Consider the following 24,957-nt stretch of genomic DNA (forward strand, 5'->3'; position numbering starts at 1 on the left):
AGTGCGGTGCTTTTTCGGCTAGAATTTACCGCACGATAATTTGATAATTGAGGTAATATGCGATCTGTTGCAATCGTTGGATTAGGTTGGTTGGGGTTGCCCCTTGCGCGCCATTTAAAACATTTAGGCTGGACGGTAAAAGGCACGAAACGCACGCACGATGAAGTGGAGCAAATGCGTTTAATGCGATTTGAAACCTATCATTTGTTGCTGGAGCCTGAAATTAACGCTGATCCTGATGATTTATCGGTGCTGTTGGCGGTGGACAGCCTTGTCATCAACATTCCGCCAAGTCAATATTTCTTCAATGTGCAGGATTATGTGCAGGGCATCAAAAATCTGGTGAATGAAGCGTTAAATCACGGCGTTCAGCATTTTATTTTTATTAGCTCTAGCTCTGTTTTTCCGATGCAAAATGGGCATTTTGATGAAACGCAGATCCCACAGCCAGACAGTGAAATCGGGCAGGGCTTGCTGGAAATTGAACAATGGTTGGCGGCATTGCCGAATGTGGATTGTGATATTATCCGCTTTGCTGGACTGGTTGGATCAGATCGGCACCCTGTCTATTCATTGGCAAATAAACAAGAAGTACAGCAGGGCAACACGCCAGTGAATTTAGTGCATATTGATGATTGCGCACGCGCCATTCAGCTTTTACTTGAAACGCCAAGCGGACAGCGGTTGTATCATCTTTCTGCACCCCATCACCCGCCCAAAGCACAATATTACGGGCAAATGGCGGAAAAACTGGGGCTAATTGCACCGCACTTTGTATGTTCTTCTGATGATCCTAAGCGGATTATTGAGGGTAATAAAATTTGCCAAGAGTTGGATTTTGTTTATCAATATCCCGATCCAGATTTGATGATCCCAGAGCAAGAAAAATCTCTTTAATATCGCATAGACTTTAAAGGCAATTTCATTGATAATAAGCCGATTTAAAATCACGCAAACGATAACTTAAATAAAACCATAAGGTATTACTATGTCAAACACGATTTTACAAAGCCTTCCAGTAGGGCAAAAAGTTGGGATTGCCTTTTCAGGCGGATTAGATACCAGTGCAGCATTGCTTTGGATGCGTCAAAATGGCGCGATTCCTTACGCATATACCGCAAATTTAGGTCAGCCCGATGAAGAAGATTACAACGCGATTCCACGCAAAGCGATGGAATACGGTGCAGAAAACGCACGTTTAATCGACTGTCGCAGCCAGCTTGCGCACGAAGGGATTGCTGCAATCCAATGTGGTGCATTCCATATTTCTACTGGTGGCGCAACCTACTTCAACACCACGCCATTAGGCCGTGCGGTAACTGGCACAATGTTGGTTTCTGCAATGAAAGAAGATGATGTAAATATCTGGGGCGATGGTAGTACCTTCAAAGGCAACGATATTGAACGTTTTTATCGCTATGGTTTATTAACCAATCCACATTTAAAAATTTACAAACCTTGGTTAGATAACCGTTTTATTGAAGAGCTTGGCGGCCGCCACGAAATGTCTGAATTCTTAATCGCGAATGGTTTTGAATACAAAATGTCGGTAGAAAAAGCCTACTCAACAGATTCCAATATGCTTGGAGCAACGCACGAAGCGAAAGATTTAGAATTATTAAGCCGTGGCATTCGCATTGTAAACCCAATTATGGGCGTGCCATTCTGGCGTGAAGACGTAGAAATCAAACCTGAAGAAGTAACCGTACGCTTTGAAGAAGGCGTGCCAGTGGCGTTAAATGGCAAATCATTTAGCGATTTAGTGGAACTCTTCCTTGAAGCAAACCGCATTGGTGGTCGCCACGGTTTAGGTATGTCAGATCAAATTGAAAACCGCATTATTGAAGCGAAATCTCGTGGTATTTATGAAGCGCCGGGAATGGCATTATTACACATTGCTTACGAGCGTTTACTCAGCGCAATCCACAACGAAGACACCATTGAACAATACCGCATTAACGGTTTACGTTTAGGGCGTTTATTGTATCAAGGCCGTTGGTTCGATCCGCAAGCGTTAATGTTGCGTGAAACTGCGCAACGCTGGGTGGCCCGCGCGATCACAGGGGAAGTTACCCTTGAGTTACGCCGTGGTAACGATTATTCCATCTTAAACACCTCATCTGCGAACAGCACTTATCACCCAGAGCGTTTGAGTATGGAAAAAATTGAAAATGCGCCATTCGATCCATTAGATCGTATCGGCCAATTAACAATGCGTAACTTAGACATTGTGGATACTCGCGATAAATTAGGCATTTACACCCAAACTGGGTTACTCAGCATTTCAAAAGAATCTTTCTTACCGCAATTAAGCCATAAGAAAGATTAATTAAAACCTTGTGAAAATGTGACCGCACTTTTATTACATTGAAAGTGCGGTCATTTTTTATTAAAATTTCCGCCTTATTTTGGCTTTTTATCGGTGTTTTTATGTCCAGCTTGTTTTCTTTTCCTGATTTTAAAACATTGCAACCTTATGATAAGCGTTTCCTAAAAAGATTACGTTCTCGTATTCGTTACTATTTCTATCGTTTGCAATGTTATAAAGAATGTAATCAGTTTGTTCATTTTCTTAATCAGAATCCACAATGGTTGCCTATTTTTAAAAAAGTACCCTATCGCTGCAATGCTGTTTTAAGAAAGTATTGCGATACTCGTTTTAGCAAGAAAGCTCGTATTCAAGCAATCTTAAATAACTTCGAATTAGCAGAAAAATTTTGGGGAACATCCATTGTCGATAAGTTGGCAAAACAAAATCACATTTTATTATCTGAGTTACCTGATGGTTTGAAGCTTTATCTGAACATTAATGCCATAGATCCTTTTGAAGGTTTTTTATCCATTAATATTAAGAATCAGGACAATGAAAGTGTGTATGATTCATCTTTCACTTTTTTATCTCCAAATCAATTATTAATTGCTTCAATTCAAGGACCTAATGAGGAGAATTCTCAACAATTGGTTAAATCAGCAACCAAATCATTACATGGGATTCGCCCGATGTTTATGATTGTTAATGTATTTAAATTATTAAGTCAGCTCTGGGATTGTGAATTAATTGCTATAGCTCATAAGAACCAATCTAAATACCGCTGGAATGATTTTAATCGACTTTTATTCAACTATGACGAATTCTGGCAAGAAAACAATGGAAAGCTGAATACACAGGGTTATTGGGCGTTACCGTTAGAGATTGAGCGTAAGCCTTTGGAAGAAATTCAGAGTAAAAAGCGTTCTATGTATCGTAAGCGCTATGAAATGTTGGATAAACTGGAAACCGATTTAAGCGTAGTATTTAACTAAAAATAAGCCCAAAAGTTACCGCACTTTTGGGTTTTGTTTTTTACAGAAATTAGAGTGGAAGTTCGGTGGTGTTTTTGACGGTTTTTAGAGCGATTTCAGATTTGATATTTTTAATGCCGATTTCTTTGGTGAGATAACGCATTTTGATGGAATGAAATTCTTCAAGGTCGGAAACAAATAATTTTAGAATAAAATCATAATCTCCCGCCATTAGATGACATTCTGCAATTTGGGGTAGGGATTTCATTTCGAACATAAAGCGTTCGCGGACTTTGAGATCTTCTTCAAAAAATGAACCTAGCACATAAATCACTAGATTGCAGTTAAGTTTTTGCGGATTAAGCAAAGCGACATAATTATCAATCACGCCACTTTGCTCTAATATATTAACTCGGCGTAAACAAGCGGAATTAGATAATCCCACTTCTTTGGCTAACTCGTTATTTTGCAAGCGTCCATTGCGTTGTAATGCTCTTAAAATGCGAGTATCAATATTATCAAACACTTTCTTAGCCATACGTTATCCTTGTGTAGCTTTGTGCGAGATCGATTATAACAAGATAATCCGGGTAAAACTGTGATCTAGGTTATTGTTTGGCAGATTCTTTGCAAAAAAGCACTTGCGTACAATTTGCTTGTACGCAAGTGTATAGACGTTAGGTGTAAAGTGAAACTTGCACAACGAGTAAGATTGAACCTATCACTAGCAAGCATCCAATCATTGGCATCACAAAACGTACCCATTTGTTAAATGGAATGTTGAGCATTTGCAGAGTAACTAGAACAAGTCCTGTTGGAGCAAGGAATAACATTGCGTATTGTCCCCAGTTGTAGGCAGATACAATGATGTGTCTTGGAATGCCCACGGTGTCTGCAAGTGGTGCCATAATTGGCATTGCAAGCACAGCCAAACCAGATGAAGACGGCACAATCAAACCAAGGAAGATGAAAATCACAAGTTGCGCCAAAATAAACACACTACCCGGTACACCAGAAACCAGTTCTGATGCGTAGGCAAGAATGGTGTCGGAAATCATTCCTTCATCAAGTACAAGATTTACCCCACGCGCTAAACCGATGATAAGAGAAACGCCCACAAGTTCTGATGCCCCTTCAGTAAAGGCATTGACGATTTCTTTTTCTTTCAGTTTAGAGATAAACATAATGATAATTGTGATGGTAAGGAAAGAAGCCGCCATTTGTGGGAACCACCAGCCTCCGAACATCACTCCCCAAACCATAATCGGAAACGCAATACAGAACAGCATTAAAATGATTTTTCTGCGCGTGGTGAATTCAATGATCTGGGCTGTATCAATGTTTTTCATATATTTTTGGACAAATTCTTCGCGATCTTCATAGGTGTAAGATGCCGTTGGATCGGCTTTTACTTTTTTGCAGTACCAGTAAAGATAAGCGATAACACAAATTGAGCCGAGAATTAGCCCCACAAATCGCCAAGTAATCCCTTCTGTAAATGGAATACCTGCTGCATTGGAAGCGATCACCACAGAGAATGGATTAATGGTGGAAAATGCCGTTCCCATTGATGCAGCAAGGAAAATTGCCCCTACGCAAACTATTGCATCATAGCCCAGAGCAAGAAATACGGGAACGAGAATAGGATAGAAAGCAACCGCTTCTTCTTCAATACCGCAAGTTGTACCGCCAATAACCATTAGCACAGATACGCAGAAAACAATTAAAAATTCATTGCCTTTGGTGCGATTGGCCAGTGCGGTTAGCCCCGCATTAAAAGAGCCTGTGCGGTTAATCACCCCGATCATTCCCCCTAAGACGAAGATAAAGACCATAATATCTGCGGCATCAATCGTACCTTGCACCATACTGATAGCAATATCTTGCAGGGTTTTAGGATTTTGTTGAACACGTTGATAAGTTCCCGGAATGGCAATCGGTTTTTTGATTGTGCCTTCGGTGAAGTTTGATAATTCAATTTTAATATTCAAATTATCAAGGGATTCTTTGGTGGCTGGTAAAACGGTATCTTCTTGCTGATAAGTTTTTACCACAAAGACATTATTTGCCGAATTATAAGTGAGCTTGGAATAAGAACCGGCTGGAATAATCCAAGTGAGCGCTACAGCAATAATTAAAATGACAAATAAAATTGAAAATGCTGACGGAAAGTTAAAGGTCTTTTTATGTGCGTTTTCCATAATATACTCCTTTATATACAGCAAGTTATGGTAAGAATACGCTTTATACTGAGATAAAGCGTATTCATTGCTCACCTAATAATAGGTGATGTCTTTGGCTTTTGTTGTAATACGCGTACCCGCTTTACCTTTCACAATGTCCACAATATCAGAAAGTGAACCTATCACAGCATCTTTACCCGTATGTTTAACAAAATTCACCGCTGCTTGCACTTTTGGCCCCATTGAACCAGAAGGGAATGGCATTTCTTCGATCATATCTGGTGGCGCAGTGGCAATAGCTTGCTGATTTTCTTTGCCCCAATTTAGATATACCGCAGAAACATCTGTGGCGATGATAAAGAGATCCGCATCTAAATTCTCGGCTAATAAAGCCGAACAGAGATCTTTATCGATTACGGCTTCAACCCCACAAAGATTATGTTGCTCATCATAGTAGGTTGGAATACCACCTCCGCCTGCGCAGATAACAATACTGCCTTTTTCAAGCAACCATTGAACAGGACGAATTTCAAAAATTCGTTTTGGTAATGGACTTGGTACAACACGGCGATATTTATCGCCATCTTGGGCGATTGACCACCCTTTTTCTTTGGCTAATTTATCCGCTTCTTCTTTGGTATAAACTGGCCCAATCGGTTTTGTTGGATTTTGAAATGCAGGATCATTTTTATCCACTTCAACCTGAGAAAGCAAGGTGGCAAACGGCACTTCAAATGGTACAAGATTACCTAATTCTTGTTGAATCATATAACCGATCATTCCCACTGATTCCGCACCCAGTACATCAAGTGGATAAGTTGGCACATCTTTATAAGCCGCGCCTTGTAAGGCTAATAAGCCGACTTGTGGTCCATTACCGTGCGCAATGACCAATTCATTATTAGGCCAAATCTTGGCAATTTGTTCGCACGCAATTCTCACATTTTGCCGTTGATTCTCAGCGGTTAATGGCTCACCGCGGCGGAGTAGGGCGTTGCCCCCTAATGCAATCACTATTCGCATAATATGCTCCTTTTATTCGCTAGGTTAAACTCGCATAAAGCACCGCTTTAATGGTGTGCATACGGTTTTCAGCTTGTTCAAAAGCAATATTCATTGGCGATTCAAATACGTCTTCTGTGACTTCAATACCATTTGCTAATTCAGGATAGGTTTCGGCAATTTGACGTCCTACTTTGGTTTCACTGTTATGGAAAGCAGGTAAGCAGTGCATAAATTTCACTCTTGGATTGCCAGTGCGTTTCATTAATTCTGGGGTAACTTGGTAAGGTAAAAGCAATTTAATACGTTCGCCCCAGCTTTCTAATGGCTCACCCATAGAAACCCATACATCAGTATGCACAAAATCCACATCTTTCACTGCAAGATCAATATCTTCCGTTACGGTAATGCGCGCGCCACTTTCTTGGGCAAATTTTTCGCACATCGCCACTAATTCAGGTTCTGGTAAAAGTGATTTAGGGCTACAAATACGCACGTCCATACCTAATTTTGCGCCGATTAATAATAAAGAATTACCGACATTGTTGCGTCCATCACCAATATAAACATATTTAATTTGAGTGAGTGGTTTATCGCAATTCTCGATCATAGTGAGAACATCGGCGAGCATTTGGGTTGGGTGGAATTCATCGGTTAAACCATTAAATACTGGCACGCCAGCATATTCTGCCAGTTCTTCAACCACAGTTTGTTTGAAGCCACGATACTCAATGGCATCATACATTCGTCCGAGTACACGCGCGGTGTCTTTCATACTTTCTTTATGACCAATTTGTGAAGAAGTTGGATCAATGTAAGTAACATTTGCACCTTGGTCATAAGCGGCCACTTCAAATGCACAGCGAGTGCGTGTTGAGGTTTTCTCAAAAATTAAGGCAATATTTTTACCTTTTAATTTTTGTTGTTCTGTTCCAGCATATTTTGCTCGTTTCAAATCACGAGAAAGATCAAGCAAATAATTAATTTCACGTTCAGAGTGATTAACTAGACTAAGTAAATGTCTATTTTTAAGATTAAACGCCATAATATTTCTCCTTATATGATTGAGAGGAAAGAACTGCATAAAATTATGCAGTGGATACAACACCTTAAGTTGGTATGAATTATAAAAAGAGTGATTTCGAATAGGGTGTGTAATTTACTGTTTGAATGTAAATTTTTCGTACAAAATTCTAAAAAATAAGCAAAATTTATTATTTATTTTCAACAAAAAGCCAAAGGTTTATGTTGTATGGAAATAAAGCAAAAATTCCATGAAAAAGTACCGCACTTTATAAATCACAATGCGAAATGTACATAGCTGTGCTATCATTAGCGCACTTATAAAAACACAATAAGAGAACGAATAACTATGCAGAAAAATCTCGTGATCACCGTTGATGGGCCGAGTGGTGCAGGCAAAGGGACGCTATGTTATGCCTTAGCGCAAAAGCTAGGTTTTGCCTTGTTAGACAGTGGGGCGATTTATCGTGTTACCGCGTTGGCGGCGTTAAAAAAGCAAGTGCCGTTGGATGATGAAGCGGCGTTGGCACATTTAGCTCGTCATTTAGATGTCGAATTTTTACCTGAAGATAATGAAGTTAAAATTATTTTAGAAGGGGAAGAGGTGAGCCGTCAGATTCGCACGCAAGAAGTGGCAGAGGCAGCGTCTAAAGTAGCGGTATTCCCACAAGTTCGTGCTGCATTATTGCAATTACAGCAAAGTTTTGCCAACGAAAAAGGGCTTATTGCTGATGGGCGTGATATGGGAACCGTGGTTTTCCCCGATGCGCAGGTGAAGTTATTTTTAGATGCTAGCGCAGAAGAAAGAGCGAAAAGACGCTATAAACAGTTGCAAACTAAGGGAATTAGTGGTAACTTTGCACAGATTTTAGCCGAGATAGAAGAACGTGATTTTCGCGATAGAAATCGCCCAATCGCCCCTTTAAAACCTGCTGAGGACGCGTTGTTATTAGACAGCACGGAATTAAGTATTGAGGAAGTGATTGCTCAAGCCCTTGATTATATCCGCCAAAAGGTTGATTTTTAAGGCTTAAATTATTTTCGTCAGTTTATTCAAGGAAGGATAAACATTTATTATCAGCCCCACTTTTTATGGATATAAAGTGGACGTTATTAACTAAATTTAGAAGATTAATTATGTCAGAATCTTTTGCTCAACTCTTTGAAGAATCATTAAAAGACCTTGAAACTCGTTTAGGTTCAATCGTTAACGGTACTGTTGTTGCTATTGAAAAAGGCTTCGTATATGTAGATGCAGGTTTAAAATCTGAAGCGCGTATCCCAGCTGAAGAATTCCAAAATGCACAAGGTGAATTAGACGTTAAAGTTGGCGACGTGGTAAACGTTGCGTTAGACGCTGTTGAAGATGGTTTCGGTGAAACTAAATTATCTCGTGAAAAAGCAGTACGTCACGAATCTTGGATCGAATTAGAGAAAGCTTACGAAGATCAAGCAACTGTTATCGGTTTAATCAACGGTAAAGTGAAAGGTGGTTTCACAGTTGAGTTAAACGGTGTTCGTGCATTCTTACCTGGTTCATTAGTAGATACTCGCCCTGTACGCGATGCAGATCACTTATTAGGTAAAGAATTAGAATTTAAAGTAATCAAATTAGATCAAAAACGTAACAACGTTGTTGTTTCTCGTCGTGCTGTAATCGAATCAGAAAACAGCCAAGATCGTGAAGAGATCTTAGCAAGCCTTGCAGAAGGCGCAGAAGTTAAAGGTACAGTTAAAAACTTAACTGACTACGGTGCGTTCGTTGATTTAGGTGGCGTTGATGGTTTATTACACATCACAGATATGGCTTGGAAACGTGTTAAACACCCAAGCGAAATCGTGAATGTAGGTGATGAAATCACAGTTAAAGTATTAAAATTTGATAAAGATCGCACTCGTGTTTCTTTAGGCTTAAAACAATTAGGTCAAGATCCTTGGGTTGCTATCGCAGAAAATCACCCAGTTGGCAGCAAATTGACTGGTAAAGTAACTAACTTAACAGATTACGGTTGTTTCGTTGAAATTTTAGAAGGTGTTGAAGGTTTAGTTCACGTTTCTGAAATGGATTGGACAAACAAAAACATTCACCCATCTAAAGTAGTTAGCTTAGGTGATACTGTTGAAGTGATGGTATTAGAAATCGATGAAGATCGTCGTCGTATTTCTTTAGGTTTAAAACAATGCAAACCTAACCCATGGTTACAATTTGCTGAAACACACAACAAAGGCGATAAAGTTACTGGTAAAATCAAATCAATCACTGATTTCGGTATCTTCATCGGTCTTGAAGGTGGCATCGATGGCTTAGTTCACTTATCTGACATTTCTTGGAATGTACCTGGTGAAGAAGCAGTTCGTAACTACAAAAAAGGTGACGAAGTTTCTGCCGTAGTTCTACAAGTGGATTCTGCAAAAGAGCGTATCTCTTTAGGTATCAAACAACTTGAAGATGATCCATTCAATAACTTCATCGCAGCAAACAAAAAAGGCGCAATCGTAAGTGCTAAAGTTGTTGAAGCAGATGCAAAAGGCGCTAAAGTTGAATTAGACGGTGGTGTTGAAGGTTATATCCGTGCAGCTGATTTAACAAGCGAAGTTGCAGCTGGCGATGTTGTTGAAGCAAAATACACCGGTGTAGATCGTAAAGCGCGTTTAGTTCACTTATCAGTGAAAGCGAAAGATCAAGCTGAAGAAGCGGCAGCAGTTGCAAGCGTGAATAAAGAAGAAGTAGTTATTCCAAACGCAATGGCTGAAGCATTCAAAGCAGCTAAAGGTGAATAATTTTAGTTCCCTTTAAAGTTGGCGTGGGGAAACTCACGCTAACTTCTTGATAGTTAGGAGAATATTATGACTAAATCAGAACTCATTGAAACATTAGTTCAACAACATCCTTCTATTTCAGTTAAAGATGTAGAAAATGCAGTAAAAGAAATTTTAGAGCAAATTGCACAAACCTTGGAAAATGGAGAGCGTGTTGAAGTTCGTGGTTTTGGCAGTTTTTCACTACATTTCCGTCAGCCTCGTGTAGGACGTAATCCTAAAACGGGTGCAAAAGTTGAATTAGACGCAAAATCTGTACCGCACTTTAAAGCGGGTAAAGATCTTAGAATGCGTGTAGATGCTCAAGCATAATAGTCAGCTAACTAAACGGCACCTTTTGTGTCGTTTTTTGTATTTATATAAATCTTTTGGAGTGCGTAATGATTAAGTATATTTTTGGTTTTATTATTTTACTCGCCGTTGTGCTTGTTGCTATCACCATTGGGGCGAATAATGATCAAGTCATTACCTTTAATTATATTGTTGCTCAAAGCGAATTACAGCTTTCCACGTTAGTGGCTATCTTATTTGGTTTTGGCTTGCTGTTAGGTTGGTTTATTACTGGCTTTTTCTATCTCAAATTAAAACTAAAAAATATGGGATTAGCACGCAAGGTAAAACGCCTTTCCGCACAAGTTACTGAATTAACATCAAGCCGAGATAAGGCTCCACAATAATGCTTGAACTGCTTTTTCTACTGCTTCCTATTGCCGCAGCTTATGGGTGGTATATGGGGCATCGTAGTGCGAAAAAGGATCAGGAAGAAATCACCAACAAATTATCCCGTGATTATGTAACGGGGGTGAATTTACTTCTTTCTAATCAGCAAGAAAAAGCAGTTGATTTGTTCTTGGACATTCTACAAAAACAAGAACAAGAAAATGAAATTGAACAAAGTTCACAATTTGAAGCCGAACTCACCTTAGGAAATTTATTCCGTTCCCGTGGCGAAGTGGATCGTGCATTACGAATTCACCAAGCCTTAGATCGTAGCCCTAATTATAGTTTTGAACAAAAACTGCTTGCCAAACAACAGCTTGCACGCGATTTTATGACCGTTGGCTTTTTTGATCGTGCCGAAGCATTGTATATCCTTTTGGTTGATGAGCCAGATTTTGCGGAAAATGCATTACAGCAACTGGCAGTCATTTACCAAAAAATGAAAGAATGGAAAAAAGCCATTAATGTGGCGGAAAAACTTGCCAAAATTTCACCGCACTTTGATCCTATCCCCTTGGCACATTATTATTGTGAATATGCCCAAAGCCTTGATGCTGAGCAAAAAAAAATGGCTACGGCACTTTTACAGCGCGCTTTAACCGTTTATCCAAACTGTATCCGTGCGTCATTATTACTTGCGCAAAATGAAATATTGCAACTGGATTATCAAAGTGCGGTAAAAAATTTAGAAAATATTTTGCAGCAAAACCCCACTTACATTGGTGAAGCACTGTCGGCTTTAAAATATTGCTATGAAGTATTACATCAGCAAGATAATTTTGAGCTTTTTCTCATTAAAGCGAGCCAAGTGTGCAAAAGCAGTGCCGTTGATCTTGCTTTAGCTGATTTTATTGCAGAAAAAGATGGCCTTGTAGCAGCGCAAGCAAAACTTTATCAACAGCTCACTCAAAATCCCACAACAATCGTTTTTCATCGCTTTATTCAATATCAAATTGAAAGTGCCGAAGCAGGACGCGGTAAAGAAAGCCTCGAGTTACTCTCAAAAATGGTGGGAGAGCGGATTAAACAAGGTTTTGATTATCGCTGTACGAATTGTGGTTATCAAACAAATAAATTGATTTGGTGCTGTCCTTCTTGCCGTCAATGGGAAAGCATCAAACCAACGCCAGATATTGAATATAACTAAACTAATGAGGACGTGAAAATGAGCAGTAAAGTGATTGTTGCCCTAGATTATGAAAAAGAAGCGCAAGCGCTTGCCCTTGTCGATCAACTTGATCCAAGCCAATGTCGCTTAAAGGTGGGAAAAGAAATGTTTACCACCCTAGGCACTAATTTTATTAAACAGCTACACAGCCGTAATTTTGACGTTTTTCTTGATCTCAAATTTCACGATATTCCTAACACAGTAGCAAGAGCGGTGCGTTCTGCGGCAGATTTAGGCGTTTGGATGGTCGATTTACATGCCAGCGGCGGTTTACGAATGATGGAAGAAGCCAAAAATATTCTCGAGCCTTATGGCAAAGATGCACCGATTTTAATTGGCGTTACCGTACTAACCAGTATGGAAGATCTTGATTTGCTACAAATTGGCATTAACGCGTCGCCAATGGAGCAAGTGATTCGTCTTGCCAATTTAACCCAAAGAGCAGGGCTTGACGGTGTGGTATGTTCGCCACAGGAAGTAGAAATTTTACGCGCACATTGTGGTAAAGATTTCAAACTGATTACCCCAGGTATTCGCCCGATTGGTTCTGATTTCGGCGATCAACGCCGTGTAATGACTCCAGCAGCGGCAATTCAAGCGGGCTCTGATTATTTGGTTATCGGTCGCCCAATTACGCAAGCTGAAAATCCAGCAGAAGTGCTACGTGCGATTAATGCGTCTATTGTGGGGTAATATGTTAGAAAGTACCTTAGTTTATTCCACTGAAACAGGCCGAATCAAAGCAGAAAAACCACAGCCTGAACGCGCTAAAGGCGATGGCATCGTTCGTATTGAGCGCCAAGTGAGCGGAAGAAAGGGCAGTGGTGTTAGCGTAATAAAAGGCTTAGATTTGCCCGATGATGAATTGAAAAAATTAGCCGCTGAACTGAAAAAACGCTGTGGCTGCGGTGGATCGGTAAAAAATGGATTGATTGAAATTCAAGGCGAAAAACGAGAGTTACTCAAACAATTATTAGAGCAAAAAGGCTTTATTGTGAAGTTAGCAGGGGGATGATGATTCCCCCCTTTATATTCCATTGAATAAGATAATTTTGACTATTTGCTATATTTTATCCTTTGGTTTACTCACCATAATCTCAATAACTTGTCGATCGGTGTATTGCATACTGCGTGAAGCAATGTTGCAAAGGTTATTAATTGAACGATCGATACAATGTTCTACAATACCCTCGTTGCCGGTAACTTGCATATTATCCAATGCCATTAGCACCGCTTTATAACTTGAGGTTACACTGGTGGATACTTTCATTGCACAGCTATTTGCTGCGCCATCACAAATAATGCCGCTAATATCGCCAATCATACTGCTGATTGCCATACTTACGGTTTCAAATTTGCCCGTAAGCAACCAAGCAATGCCCGCACAACTACCCATTGCTGCGGTGGTCGCTGCACATAATGCGGAAAGTTTTGGCAGTTTGCTGTGGATATAAATCGCCATTAAGTGCGAAAGAAATAACGCACGGGTGAGTTGTTCATCAGTGGCGTTAATATGTTTTGCGACTACCACAACAGGCATTGTCGCTGCAATCCCCTGATTACCAGAGCCAGAATTACTCATTGCAGGCAGATTTGCGCCCCCCATTCTCGCATCGGAGGCGGCGGTGGTTTCGATAATAATGCGGTTCATTAAATCATCACCGAGCAATCCCGTGGCAATTTGTTTTTGCAATGTGCGCCCAATATGCAAGCCATAATCTTGCCGTAAGCCCTCTTGTGAAAGGGCTGAATTTAGCCTTTCAGCTTCATCAATAAATTTAATCTTGGCCAGATCCACTTGGGTGGAAAAATCAAAAATCGCTTTCGCTGAAAGCGCGGTGAAAATTTCGTACAAATTTTCACTTTCTACCGCGCAAGGTTTGGTGAAAATCACCTGATCATTTTTGGCAATATAAATCACATTGGTATGATGTGCTGCAATGCGCACGCACACTTTGTCCTGCTGATGAAAAAGCGTAGCTTCAGAATACAAAATATGCTCCGTTTCAAAAATTGAAACGGAAACTCTATCTTCCTTGATCATTTGTTTCGCTTGTTCGGTTTGTTCTGGCGTGATGTTTTTTAACACTTCCAATCCAGCATTAGGATCGCCACCAATCGCCCCGATGGCCGCAGCCATCGTCAGCCCTAAAGTTCCCGTCCCTGGTACAGTTACGCCCATTCCATTTTTCATTAAATTTGGTGAAACTTTTGCTTCAATACGCTCAGGCATTGCGTTTAAATATTGTCGTGCGGTTGCCGCTGCTAAAGCAAGGGAAATGGGTTCGGTGCAGCCTAAGGCTGGCACAACTTCTTGTTTTACAATATCTAATAGGGCTTGTTCGGTATCTGCTTGAAAATTCATAATGTTCCTTTATTTTGCTGTCGGTAATTATTTCTGTTCAGCGAGCCATTTTTTCATTCGCTCTACGCCCTCGCGTAAATGGGCAATCTCTCTGGTGTAAGCAAAGCGGAGATAGTGCTTGGTGCCATTTTCCCCAAAATCGATCCCTGGGGTAGCCGCCACTTGAATTTCAGCCAGCATTTTTTTCGCAAATTCATAACTATCTTGCGTGTAATCAGACACATCAGCCCAAAGATAAAATGCCCCTTGTGGTTTAAATTCGATCTTGAATAAGGCTTTTAATTCATTATACAGAAAATCTCGCCGTTCTTGGAAAATGCCTTTAATTTCATCAAGATAATCATAATCAAAGGCCGCCAGCGCCCCGTATTGGCTCAATGTGGGCGCAGAAATAAAAATGTTTTGCGCCACAATTTCCGCTTCTCTTGCCTTTTCTTCTGGCACGATAATCCAGCCTAAACGCATTCCCGGCATACAAAAATACTTAGAAAACCCGTTAATCACATAGGCATTCGGATTAAATTGTAAGGCAGTCGCAGCTTGCTCATCATAAACCAAGCCGTGATAAAGCTCATCGGAAATAAAAGCAATTTGGTTAGCAATGCAATATTCATTCAGCGCTTGCAGACGTTCAGGCGTATAAATATTGCCCGTTGGATTGGCGGGTGAAGAAATTTGCAAGGCTTTAATTTGGCGATTTTCAAGCTGTTGTGGTGCAAGCTGATAACAATCTTGCTTATCGATAGGGATAAATTCAGGCTGAATATCCATCATATAAGCAAAATTTTTATAGCACGGATAAGCAGGATCTGTCAGCCCCAGTTTATCCCCTTGATTAAGGGTTAAGGCATAGGCGACAAGAAATGCGCCACTTGTACCGGGGGTAAGAATAATGCGATGCGGCGCAACCTCCACTTGATAAGTGCGGTGGTAAAATTCACGAATTTTTTCACGCAATGCGGGCAAGCCAAGGCTTTCTGTATAACTAAATTGATTGTCTTCAATGGCTTGTTGCAAGGCTTGCTTGACTTTCGGTGATGGCGGTAAATCAGGTTGGCCAATTTCAAAATGAATGGCATTAGGGTATTTCGCCGCTTCACGCACAATATCCATCACAATAAATGCCGACATATTTTCACAACGCATTATTTTTTCCTTTTTGCCTATCTTAAGATTCTCTTAATATTTCTTTGTTTTAATGTTCCCAACAAGACAGCCGTCTTGTCATTTGAAAGGAGTTTAACAATGAAAAAACTTAGTTTAGCAACAATTTTACTATTATCAACTGCTAGCCTTGTGGTTAGCGCAGAGAATTTACCAGCAGCCAATCAACAAGCTGCCGCAGTGGAACAAAAAGCGCAAATCGTACCAGATGCGGAAAAAGCAGAAAAAGCGCATAAAAAGCATCATCATAAACATAAAAAAGAGCACAAAAAACGCGGTGGATTTGTTGATCCAGCTAATCCACAATCGCAAACCAAGGATAAAAAATCCTTTGCGAATAATTTACCTGTAAGCCAAATTAGCGAGCAAGCAACTTGGAAAGATGATCAACGCATTGTTTTACAAGGAAATATTGTTAAACAATTAAGCAAAGATGATTTCTTATTCCGCGATAAGAGCGGTGAAATTGAAGTGGAAATTGAGCCGCACGCGTGGCGTGGCAAAACGATCACGCCAAATGATGAAGTGAAAATTCTTGCGGAAGTGGATAAATCCGATAAAAAATTAGAATTGGAAGTTCAACGCGTTGCAAAAATGGCAAAAAGTAATTAATCGCGAAAAGATTCCATTCGCAAATTTATCTTTTTAGGCTAAACTCAATGGGCATTTTGCTCATTGGGTTTATGTGGTAAATGGGACAAGATGGCATTATTTACTTCAACATAAAAGGAAAATCAAATGTTTACCGTAGAAAACCTGATCGCCCAAAGCCAGCCTTATTGGGATAATTATATCCAACATTCCTTTGTGCAGCAGCTCGCCACAGGTCGCCTGCCACGCCAATGCTTTCAACATTATTTACAGCAAGATTATCTCTATCTCTTTCAGTACAGCCGTGCATTATCGCTAGGTATTTTCAAAGCGGATAATTTTGCTGAAATTCATACCGCACATCAAGCTAATGATTTGTTATTAAAGGAAATTCAGTTGCACATCGCATTCTGTCAAGAATGGAGCATTTCCGAGCAAGATCTGCAAAAAGCGCCAGAATCCACCGCTTGTGTGGCTTACACGCGTTATGTGCTGGATTGTGGCATCAAAGGTGGGCTTGCGGAACTTTATACTGCCCTCGCGCCTTGTATGCTGGGCTATGCGGCAATCGGTAAAATGCTCGGCTGCCAAGCGCCAACCCCGAATAATCCTTATCAGAAATGGATCGATACTTACGCCGCACAAGATTTTCAACAAGCTGCGGCGGAGTTTAGCGCAATGCTCAACGGATTATTTGAAAATGTTTCAGCAAAACAACAGCAACAATTACAACATATTTTCACCACGGCGACACGAATGGAAATTGACTTTTGGCAAATGGGGCTGGATTTAAGCTAACTAAAGTGCGGTTAAAATTATGCGAATTTTATTAATTGAAGACGATCCTTTAATCGGTGATGGGCTTAACATTGGGCTCGGCAAATCAGGTTTCAGTGTCGATTGGTTTCAAGACGGTGAAAGCGGTATGCAAGCCTTGGCTTCCGCCCCTTATGATGCCGTGGTGCTCGATCTCACCTTGCCGAAAAAAGACGGCTTGCAGGTGTTGCAACAATGGCGTAAAGCCAATCAAGATGTGCCTGTACTTATTTTAACCGCACGAGATAGCTTAGAACAACGCATTGAAGGTTTGCAACTCGGGGCGGACGATTATCTCGGCAAGCCCTTTGCTCTCGGTGAAGTGGTCGCTCGCTTACAAGCGCTCATTCGCCGCCGTTATGGGCAAACACAATCGCTTCTCACCCACGGTGCGGTGAGCCTTGATCTGGGGCAACACAAAGCCTTTTTGCGTAATCAAGAAGTTTCGCTTACGGGGACGGAATACAAGCTACTTGAACTGTTTATGCACAACAAAGAGCGGGTGCTTTCTCGCAGATTTATTGAAGAAAAACTCTATACTTGGAACGATGAAGTGAGCAGCAATGCGTTGGAAGTGCATATTTACAATTTACGCCAAAAGCTCGGCAAACCGTTTATTCGCACGGTACACGGCGTAGGCTATGCCCTTGGCACAATCGAGGAATAAAATGAAACCGCGTAGCTTACGTCTTCGTCTAATTCTCATTCTTTCCCTGTTAGCCAGTGCAATTTGGCTGGCTTCTACTGCGATTGCGTGGTCGGCAGCGCGTAACCAAGTAAACGAAGTCTTTGATACACAACAGATTTTATTCGCCAAACGGCTAGCCACTTCGCATTTAAGAAGTATTTTAATTGAACGCTACCGTCCCGAAGGAAAAAATTATCGCCAAAAGCCACCGCACTTTCGCAAAAGAAAAAATTACGATGATGATGCCCTTGCCTTTGCAATTTTTAATCACGATGGTGAAATGCTGCTAAGTGATAGTGAAAACGGCAACAATTTCATTTATGAACCGAAAAGGGGCTTTAATAACACCACCTTGCAAGGTGATGACGATGAATGGCGAATTTTTTGGCTGCCCGCGGCGGAAGGCAGATTAATGATCGCCGTGGGACAAGAGCTGGAATATCGCCAAGAATTAGTCGAAAAAATGGTGCTAGGTCAAATGTGGATTTGGTTTGCTAGCCTGCCTGTGTTGCTTGCCGTGATCATTTGGGCCATTAGCCGCGAACTGTCTATATTGCGCAATGTGAGCGAACAGGTGAGCCAGCGTAGCCCTGATGATGAACAACCGCTCGACACGCAGCAAGTGCCAAAAGAAATCTTGCCACTAGTGCAAAATTTGAATCAATTTTTTACCCGCACGGCAACCAGCCTACTCAGAGAGCGGCGTTTTACATCTGATGCAGCGCACGAATTGCGCAGCCCGCTCACCGCATTGCGTATTCAAACTGAACTTGCGCAAATGGCAGGCGATGATGAAATAATGCGTAATCAAGCATTGCAAAACCTTACGCTAGGCATCGATCGCGCAAGCCAATTGGTGGAACAGTTGCTGACCCTTTCGCGCTTAGATAATCTCAATGAATTAACCCATCTTAACACCATCGAATGGGATAAATTAATCACCGAGCTTGTGGCGGAGCGTTATTTAAAAGCCGAAAAAGCAGGGATCACATTAACTTTTGAACCGCTAAGCAAACCCAATACACAGCAAGGCGAACCATTATTGCTTTCTTTAATGCTACGCAATCTGATCGACAACGCCATTGCCTATTGTCCTAAAGGCAGTGAAATTCGCCTTATTTTACAACAAGATAAACTTATCATCGCCGACAATGGCGGTGGCGTCCCTGATGACGCCCTAGATAAACTCGGCCAACGCTTCTACCGCCCCGCAGGCCAAAATGAAAAAGGCAGCGGCTTGGGATTATCTATCGTACAACGCATCGCCCAATTACATCTCTACCAAGTGCGGTATAAAAATGCCGAGAATTCGCGTGGAGAGAAAGGATTTTGGGTGGAGATTTTATTGAATAAAAAAGCACCTTAAACGTCCTTAAAGTGCTAACATTATTATTGCTGTGACTATTGTTCGCTTAATACACGTGGGAATAAGATATTATTTTCCGTGTGAATATGCTCTTGCAGATCATCACAAAATTCTTGAATACCTTGGTAGAGATTACGCCAAGAGGTGCAAGCATCAGCTGGTGACGTCATATTGTGAGTAAGAGTGCGTAACATTTCAATCGTTGCACCGTGTTCATCGTGTTCAAATTCCATTACCTGAATGGGCATTCGTGCCATCATATAATTACCTGCTTGGATCATTGGGAACAAGATTTGTTCTTCTTTCATCATATGGCTAGACAAATCCGCATAGGCATTTTTTAGCGCGTCAGCTAAACCTTTTGGACAATCAGGGTGATCAGCGTGGCGTTCTTCTACCTTTTCTGCAAGGGGAATTAGCTCTTGTAATTGTTCACGATGACGTTGATGAAAGCGCGACAGGATATGCGAGATGGTGTCTTGATAACTGGCACTTTGCCATTGTTGATCGGCTTGTTTCATTCTATTTTCTAATGACATAATTTGACCTTAATATTGGATTGTTAAACCTGACCAAAATACTAAGGTATTTGGTTGGTAATCCCAACTTCTTTTTAAGAAAAGGTGGTCGGCTTATGATCTAAATCAGATTTTATAACTCAAAATAGGTGGAAAAATTTTACAAAATTCCACCGCACTTTAAATTATAGAGAATGAAAGACTAGGTGAAGTGAAAAAGCGGTTTAAGCTAAACCAAACCGCTTGAGAATTTAGTGAGATTAATGGTTGTAGCCGAGTAACATTGCGCCAACAAATGAAATTAATGCAAGCAGAAATGCCGCTGGATTATTAGCTGTGCCACGTTTAAAAAACTTAGCGGCAAAAATGATGTAGCTAATTAATAAGGCAAATTTGGCGATAATCCACCAAGGGAAGCCTATTCCTAGGGAGAATAATAAGATTGCACCGCTTACGATCAGTAGCGTATCGGATAAGTGCGGTAGGATTTTGAGTAATTTTATGGCGCGCCAATCTTCTCCAGCAAATTGCATTAAGGCACGAATAATAAATAGCCCTAAGCTAATAAAAGCACAAAAAAAGTGGGTGTAAATAGCATAAAAAATCATTGTCTAAATTCCTATAGAATGGTTTGGGATTTTAAAAGTCCAGTGTGAAAAAAGGTTTCAGTTTTGGGAAAAGAGAAAGTGGGCGAGTTGCCCACTTTGTTTTTATTCTTCCACATTTTCTGTTTCAATGTCCGATTCTTCATCGTCCACATCACAAACACGCTCAAGGCTTACTACTTGCTCGCCTTCGGCGGTGCGAATTAAGCGAACCCCTTGGGTGTTTCGTCCCACAATGCTGACTTCACTCACACGGGTTCTAACCAATGTTCCTGCGTCCGTAATGAGCATAATTTGGTCGCTTTCTTCCACTTGGGTTGCTGCCACCACTTTGCCGTTACGCTCACTCACTTTGATAGAAATCACTCCTTTGGTGTTGCGTGATTTGGTTGGGTATTCCTCAAGTGCGGTACGTTTTCCGTAGCCATTTTGCGTTGCGGTTAAAATTGCTCCCGCATTTTTTGGAATAACGAGGGAAACCACTTTATCAATGTTGAGATCAAGGGTTTCTTCGCTGTTATCCTCGGAAACGTCTTCAATTTCCACCGCACTTTCATCATCAGAAAGATCGTTGGTTAGGGCGAGTTTAATCCCGCGAACCCCTGTGGCGGTGCGTCCCATTGGGCGAACCGCACTTTCTGCAAATCGCACTACACGACCTTGTGAGGAGAACAACATAATTTCGTCATTGCCGTTGGTAATGTCTACCCCGATGAGTTCATCTTCATCACGCAAGTTCAAGGCGATAATTCCACTTGAACGTGGGCGGCTAAATTCGGTGAGGGCGATTTTCTTCACGATCCCGCCTGCGGTTGCCATTACAACAAATTTATCTTCCTCATAAGCGGAAATTGGCAAGATGGCGGTGATACGTTCGTTTTCATCCAATGGCAGAATATTGACGATTGGGCGACCACGCGCACCACGGCTGGCTTGTGGTAATTGATATACTTTGAGCCAATATAATCGCCCGCGACTTGAGAAACATAAAATCGTGTCGTGGGTGTTGGCAACCAATAATTTTTCGATGAAATCTTCTTCTTTCATCTTGGTTGCCGATTTCCCTTTACCGCCACGGCGTTGGGCTTCGTAATCGGTAAGTGGTTGATATTTCACATAACCTTCGTGAGAAAGGGTAACAACCACGTCTTCTTGTGCGATAAGATCTTCAAGATTAATATCACCAGATGCCATTGTGATTTCGGTGCGGCGTTCGTCATTAAATTCGGTTTTAATGCGTTCTAATTCTTCATGCACCACTTCACGCAAGCGTTCAGTGCTGTTTAAAATGTGTAAAAGTTCGCCGATTTCGACTAAAATTTCTTGGTATTCGGTAACGATTTTTTCGTGTTCTAACCCTGTTAGACGTTGTAAGCGAAGATCTAAAATTGCACGGGCTTGTTCTTCGGAAAGGTAATATAAGCCATCACGCACGCCTAATTCAGGGGAAAGATCTTCAGGGCGAGAAGCGTCCATTCCTGCGGCTTCGAGCATCGCACTCACATTGCCCAGTTCCCAACCACGAGATAGCAAGGCTTCACGGGCTTCATCACCTGTTTTTGAAGCACGGATCACTTCAATGACAGGATCGATATTCGCCAACGCGATCGCCAAGCCTTCTAAAATATGCGCACGTTCACGGGCTTTACGCAATTCAAACACGGTACGGCGAGTAACCACTTCACGGCGATGTTTCACGAAAGCTTCGATAATTTGCTTTAAATTGAAGAGCTTAGGTTGCCCGTGATCAAGTGCCACCATATTGATCCCAAAGGTCACTTGCATTTGGGTGAGGGCATAGAGGTTATTCAGCACCACTTCGCCAACCGCATCTCGCTTGATTTCAATTTCAATGCGGAAGCCCTCTTTGTTGGATACATCAAGCACGTTGCTAATGCCTTCGATTTTTTTATCTCGCACCAGCTCCGCAATTTTTTCCACTAAACGGGCTTTGTTTACTTGATAAGGAATTTCCGTAACGACAATGGTTTCACGCCCTTTCTCACTGGTTTCAATCTCGGCTTTAGCACGAACGTAAACCTTGCCTCGCCCTGTTTTATACGCGTCCTCAATCCCTTTGCGACCGTTAATTAATGCCGCTGTTGGAAAATCTGGGCCGGGAATAAACTGCATTAATTCATCAATGCTAATTTCCTCGTTATCCAAATATGCCAAGCAACCATCTAGCACTTCACCTAAATTGTGTGGGGGAATATTGGTCGCCATACCCACCGCGATCCCCGATGAACCATTGACGAGTAAGGCGGGGATTTTGGTTGGCAACACATCGGGAATCATCTCTTTGCCATCATAGTTTGGCGAGAAATCCACGGTTTCTTTGTCTAAATCGGTCAGCAGTTCTTGCGTAATTTTCTGCATACGCACTTCGGTATAACGCATTGCCGCTGGGGCATCACCGTCCACCGAACCAAAGTTACCCTGACCGTCCACCAACATATAGCGTAGCGAGAAAGGCTGTGCCATACGCACAATGGTGTCATAAACGGCACTATCACCGTGAGGGTGGTATTTTCCGATGACATCACCCACCACACGAGCCGATTTTACATAGGCTTTATTATGGGTAATTCCGCTTTGATCCATTGAATACAAAACACGGCGGTGTACAGGTTTTAACCCATCACGCACATCAGGCAAGGCACGTCCAACAATCACGGACATTGCGTAGTCGAGATAAGAAGATTTTAGCTCTTCCTCAATACTCACAGGGGTAACGTTTGAAACCAAATTCGTCATTGAAATATTCCCTAATTACATAAAAAATTAGGCAGGATTGTAGCATAATTTCAATAATATCTCTAATCTAATAAAGATTGTTATGGCGTAAATTTGGTTTTTTCTTTGGGATAAATAACAGGTTTCGCTCGTTGAGCGACTTCCTTTCTTTTGCTTACCCAAAAGAAAGGAAGCAAAGAAAAGGGAGCCTCGATCAAACCGCTTTTCCTCATTCCAATAAAATTTTCTTAACGAAAAATCAGCCTGATGTTCGCTACGCTCTCGCTCGGCGTGATTTTTCTAAAAATTTTATTTCCATTCGGGCGGTTTGGACGGGGAATATGATTAGGGCGAATTTTAAAGTGCGGTGGGAATTTTTTGGATTTTTAGAAGGTGCAAAGAAAATTTCCTTATTTCAGCTCAGCGTGGTTGTGTTACCTAACCACCTACAGCTCGTAGGTGGTGAAGTTCCTTTCAGAACAAATCTCCCCTAACTCCTCTTTACTAAAGAGGGGATTGAAATGATGTGCAGTAATCTATGAAGGCGTATCATAACTTCCCGTGTAAATTGCCTTCATTTTTAACAAATTTTTAGAAAAGTAACGCCTGAACGCAGCGCAGCGAGTATGGGCTTACTTTTCGTTAAGAAAATTTGCTAAAAATGAAGATCAGCAATTTAGTCGGGGGCTTTTTTCTTTGCCTACTTTCTTTTGAGCAAGCAAAAGAAAGTAGGTCGCTCAACGAGCGAAACTTGTTATTTATCCCAAAGAAAAAAGCAATTTAACGATAAAACCAAAACTTTACTTTTCTTCATTCGAGAACGCAAAAGAAAGGAAGTCGCCAACGGCGAAACCCCATTATCAACCCCAAAGAAAAAAGAAATTTACCCTAGAATAAAAAAGATAGAAAATTTACGCTAAAATAATAAAAACTAAAAACAAGAGAACAACCTAATGCAAAACATCGACCAACAAGAACTCGAAAAATTTGAAAAAATGGCTAAAACTTGGTGGGATTCTGAAGGGGATTTCAAGCCGATTCACCGTTTAAATCCAGTGCGTTTAGCGTATATTTGCCAACAAGCAGAGGGTTTGTCTGGCAAAAATGTGCTCGATGTGGGCTGCGGTGGCGGTATTTTAGCGGAAGCAATGGCAAAACAAGGGGCGAAAGTAACAGGCATTGATATGACCACCGCGCCCCTTGAGGTGGCGAAATTACACGCGCAAGAAAGTGGTTTAAGCATTGATTATCAACAAACCACAGTAGAAAATTTTCTGCAAAAACACACCGCACTTGGTGGGGAAAAATTTGATGTGATCACCTGTATGGAAATGCTGGAACACGTTCCCGATCCCAGTTTGATCATCAATGCCTGCAAAGCCTTGTTAAAACCAGATGGCGTGCTATTTTTCTCCACCATTAATCGCACCTTGAAAGCTTGGGCTTTGGTGATCATCGGTGCGGAATATGTATTAAAAATGCTACCAAAAGGCACGCACGATTACGAAAAATTTATCAAGCCAGCTGAACTTTTAGCGTGGACGGACGAGGCAAAGTTAGAATGTGTGAATATGGTGGGTTATCACTATAATCCACTAACAGGAACATTCAAATTAAATCAGGACGTGAGCGCCAATTATATGGCAACATTTAAGATATGATCTCTACTCCAAATCCTAGACACTAGGAAGTTAAATATTGAGCTCTGTATTGCACAGGGCTCGAATTGTTTAACGCGGGTTTAGTTCGCACTTCGTTATAATAGCGAATATATTCGTGCAGCGTCTCCTCCAGCTCCACGACATTGGTAAAAGATTCGGGTAAAAACATTCCGACTTCACAATGCTAAAAAAGCGCTCTATCACCGCATTATCATCGCAATTCCCCTTGCGACTCATGCTTTGAATCTT

The 24,957-nt window shown here is 41.3% G+C and carries 25 protein-coding genes and 1 pseudogene; 16 read left to right on the forward strand and 10 right to left on the reverse strand.

The annotated features are described in order from the left end of the window. Window positions 1–57: 57 nt before the first annotated feature. The 3 genes from ACNAV8_RS01000 to ACNAV8_RS01010 all read left to right on the forward strand — a co-directional run bounded on the left by ACNAV8_RS01000 (window position 58) and on the right by ACNAV8_RS01010 (window position 3,303). Complete coding sequence (locus ACNAV8_RS01000) at window positions 58–897, forward strand: SDR family oxidoreductase (protein WP_103855768.1); 840 nt, start codon at window positions 58–60, stop codon at window positions 895–897. A 91-nt stretch (window positions 898–988) separates the two neighbouring features. After that, window positions 989–2,329, forward strand: a complete 1,341-nt coding sequence (gene argG, locus ACNAV8_RS01005; protein ID WP_103855767.1) for an argininosuccinate synthase — start codon at window positions 989–991, stop codon at window positions 2,327–2,329. 101 nt (window positions 2,330–2,430) lie between these two features. Next, on the forward strand, window positions 2,431–3,303 hold the full coding sequence (locus ACNAV8_RS01010; RefSeq protein ID WP_415777049.1) for a VirK/YbjX family protein: 873 nt from the start codon (window positions 2,431–2,433) through the stop codon (window positions 3,301–3,303). Between the two features lie 49 nt (window positions 3,304–3,352). On the opposite strand, the gene ACNAV8_RS01015 is transcribed toward ACNAV8_RS01010, so the two are convergent. The 4 genes from ACNAV8_RS01015 to ACNAV8_RS01030 form a co-directional block, all read right to left on the reverse strand. Beyond that, window positions 3,353–3,820 carry an Lrp/AsnC family transcriptional regulator gene (locus ACNAV8_RS01015; RefSeq protein WP_103853147.1) on the reverse strand — a complete coding sequence of 156 codons (468 nt, stop codon included), beginning with the start codon at window positions 3,818–3,820 and terminating at the stop codon, window positions 3,353–3,355. A 139-nt stretch (window positions 3,821–3,959) separates the two neighbouring features. Further along, on the reverse strand, window positions 3,960–5,483 hold the full coding sequence (locus ACNAV8_RS01020) for a YfcC family protein (protein WP_103855766.1): 1,524 nt from the start codon (window positions 5,481–5,483) through the stop codon (window positions 3,960–3,962). Window positions 5,484–5,558: 75 nt separating this feature from the next. Further along, window positions 5,559–6,488: a carbamate kinase gene (arcC, locus tag ACNAV8_RS01025; RefSeq protein ID WP_103855765.1), complete on the reverse strand. Its 930-nt coding sequence runs from the start codon at window positions 6,486–6,488 to the stop codon at window positions 5,559–5,561. 19 nt (window positions 6,489–6,507) lie between these two features. Beyond that, a complete protein-coding gene (locus tag ACNAV8_RS01030) occupies window positions 6,508–7,512 on the reverse strand; it encodes an ornithine carbamoyltransferase (protein WP_103855764.1) in 1,005 nt (334 codons plus the stop codon). Between the two features lie 327 nt (window positions 7,513–7,839). Between ACNAV8_RS01030 and cmk the strand changes: the two genes are divergently transcribed. The 7 genes from cmk to yciH all read left to right on the forward strand — a co-directional run bounded on the left by cmk (window position 7,840) and on the right by yciH (window position 13,213). Beyond that, entirely contained in the window at window positions 7,840–8,517 is a 678-nt protein-coding gene (cmk, locus tag ACNAV8_RS01035; RefSeq protein ID WP_415777050.1) for a (d)CMP kinase, read from the forward strand. 110 nt (window positions 8,518–8,627) lie between these two features. Continuing rightward, complete coding sequence (rpsA, locus tag ACNAV8_RS01040; protein WP_103853142.1) at window positions 8,628–10,271, forward strand: 30S ribosomal protein S1; 1,644 nt, start codon at window positions 8,628–8,630, stop codon at window positions 10,269–10,271. A 66-nt stretch (window positions 10,272–10,337) separates the two neighbouring features. After that, a complete protein-coding gene (locus ACNAV8_RS01045; RefSeq protein WP_103853141.1) occupies window positions 10,338–10,622 on the forward strand; it encodes an integration host factor subunit beta in 285 nt (94 codons plus the stop codon). A 68-nt stretch (window positions 10,623–10,690) separates the two neighbouring features. After that, window positions 10,691–10,987, forward strand: coding sequence for a LapA family protein (locus ACNAV8_RS01050; RefSeq protein WP_103853140.1), 297 nt, complete (start codon window positions 10,691–10,693; stop codon window positions 10,985–10,987). Then, complete coding sequence (gene lapB, locus ACNAV8_RS01055; protein WP_415777051.1) at window positions 10,987–12,177, forward strand: lipopolysaccharide assembly protein LapB; 1,191 nt, start codon at window positions 10,987–10,989, stop codon at window positions 12,175–12,177. Before ACNAV8_RS01050 ends, lapB begins: the two co-directional genes overlap by 1 nt. An 18-nt stretch (window positions 12,178–12,195) precedes the next feature. Next, window positions 12,196–12,891 carry an orotidine-5'-phosphate decarboxylase gene (gene pyrF / locus ACNAV8_RS01060; protein WP_103855762.1) on the forward strand — a complete coding sequence of 232 codons (696 nt, stop codon included), beginning with the start codon at window positions 12,196–12,198 and terminating at the stop codon, window positions 12,889–12,891. A gap of 1 nt (window position 12,892) precedes the next feature. After that, on the forward strand, window positions 12,893–13,213 hold the full coding sequence (yciH, locus tag ACNAV8_RS01065; protein ID WP_103855761.1) for a stress response translation initiation inhibitor YciH: 321 nt from the start codon (window positions 12,893–12,895) through the stop codon (window positions 13,211–13,213). 48 nt (window positions 13,214–13,261) lie between these two features. On the opposite strand, the gene ACNAV8_RS01070 is transcribed toward yciH, so the two are convergent. Next, the gene (locus tag ACNAV8_RS01070; RefSeq protein WP_103855760.1) at window positions 13,262–14,563 is read right to left on the reverse strand and encodes an L-cysteine desulfidase family protein; all 1,302 of its coding nucleotides are present in this window, start codon (window positions 14,561–14,563) and stop codon (window positions 13,262–13,264) included. Between the two features lie 27 nt (window positions 14,564–14,590). Then, on the reverse strand, window positions 14,591–15,709 hold the full coding sequence (locus tag ACNAV8_RS01075; RefSeq protein WP_103855759.1) for a pyridoxal phosphate-dependent aminotransferase: 1,119 nt from the start codon (window positions 15,707–15,709) through the stop codon (window positions 14,591–14,593). Between the two features lie 99 nt (window positions 15,710–15,808). Here ACNAV8_RS01075 and ACNAV8_RS01080 point away from each other — a divergent pair, with 99 nt between their 5' ends. The 4 genes from ACNAV8_RS01080 to qseC all read left to right on the forward strand — a co-directional run bounded on the left by ACNAV8_RS01080 (window position 15,809) and on the right by qseC (window position 19,188). Beyond that, on the forward strand, window positions 15,809–16,339 hold the full coding sequence (locus tag ACNAV8_RS01080; RefSeq protein ID WP_103855758.1) for a YgiW/YdeI family stress tolerance OB fold protein: 531 nt from the start codon (window positions 15,809–15,811) through the stop codon (window positions 16,337–16,339). Between the two features lie 126 nt (window positions 16,340–16,465). Then, window positions 16,466–17,116 carry a thiaminase II gene (gene tenA / locus ACNAV8_RS01085; protein WP_103855757.1) on the forward strand — a complete coding sequence of 217 codons (651 nt, stop codon included), beginning with the start codon at window positions 16,466–16,468 and terminating at the stop codon, window positions 17,114–17,116. Between the two features lie 19 nt (window positions 17,117–17,135). Beyond that, window positions 17,136–17,801 carry a response regulator gene (locus ACNAV8_RS01090; RefSeq protein WP_103855756.1) on the forward strand — a complete coding sequence of 222 codons (666 nt, stop codon included), beginning with the start codon at window positions 17,136–17,138 and terminating at the stop codon, window positions 17,799–17,801. A gap of 1 nt (window position 17,802) precedes the next feature. Next, a complete protein-coding gene (gene qseC, locus ACNAV8_RS01095) occupies window positions 17,803–19,188 on the forward strand; it encodes a quorum sensing histidine kinase QseC (RefSeq protein WP_415777052.1) in 1,386 nt (461 codons plus the stop codon). A 35-nt stretch (window positions 19,189–19,223) separates the two neighbouring features. Here the strand turns inward: qseC and ACNAV8_RS01100 are convergent, their stop codons facing one another. The 3 genes from ACNAV8_RS01100 to gyrA all read right to left on the reverse strand — a co-directional run bounded on the left by ACNAV8_RS01100 (window position 19,224) and on the right by gyrA (window position 23,068). Next, on the reverse strand, window positions 19,224–19,727 hold the full coding sequence (locus tag ACNAV8_RS01100) for a hemerythrin domain-containing protein (protein ID WP_181022042.1): 504 nt from the start codon (window positions 19,725–19,727) through the stop codon (window positions 19,224–19,226). Window positions 19,728–19,966: 239 nt separating this feature from the next. Next, on the reverse strand, window positions 19,967–20,314 hold the full coding sequence (locus ACNAV8_RS01105; RefSeq protein ID WP_103855639.1) for a SirB2 family protein: 348 nt from the start codon (window positions 20,312–20,314) through the stop codon (window positions 19,967–19,969). A gap of 102 nt (window positions 20,315–20,416) precedes the next feature. After that, entirely contained in the window at window positions 20,417–23,068 is a 2,652-nt protein-coding gene (gene gyrA / locus ACNAV8_RS01110) for a DNA topoisomerase (ATP-hydrolyzing) subunit A (RefSeq protein WP_103855640.1), read from the reverse strand. A 131-nt stretch (window positions 23,069–23,199) separates the two neighbouring features. Here gyrA and ACNAV8_RS01115 point away from each other — a divergent pair, with 131 nt between their 5' ends. Further along, window positions 23,200–23,541, forward strand: a complete 342-nt coding sequence (locus ACNAV8_RS01115) for a hypothetical protein (protein ID WP_415777053.1) — start codon at window positions 23,200–23,202, stop codon at window positions 23,539–23,541. 459 nt (window positions 23,542–24,000) lie between these two features. After that, window positions 24,001–24,708, forward strand: coding sequence for a bifunctional 2-polyprenyl-6-hydroxyphenol methylase/3-demethylubiquinol 3-O-methyltransferase UbiG (gene ubiG, locus ACNAV8_RS01120; RefSeq protein WP_103855326.1), 708 nt, complete (start codon window positions 24,001–24,003; stop codon window positions 24,706–24,708). A gap of 22 nt (window positions 24,709–24,730) precedes the next feature. Here the strand turns inward: ubiG and ACNAV8_RS01125 are convergent. Then, a pseudogene (locus ACNAV8_RS01125) lies at window positions 24,731–24,957 on the reverse strand (IS3 family transposase); the annotation flags it as partial.

This window comes from Avibacterium endocarditidis, assembly GCF_965138825.1.
GTDB lineage: Bacteria > Pseudomonadota > Gammaproteobacteria > Enterobacterales > Pasteurellaceae > Avibacterium > Avibacterium endocarditidis.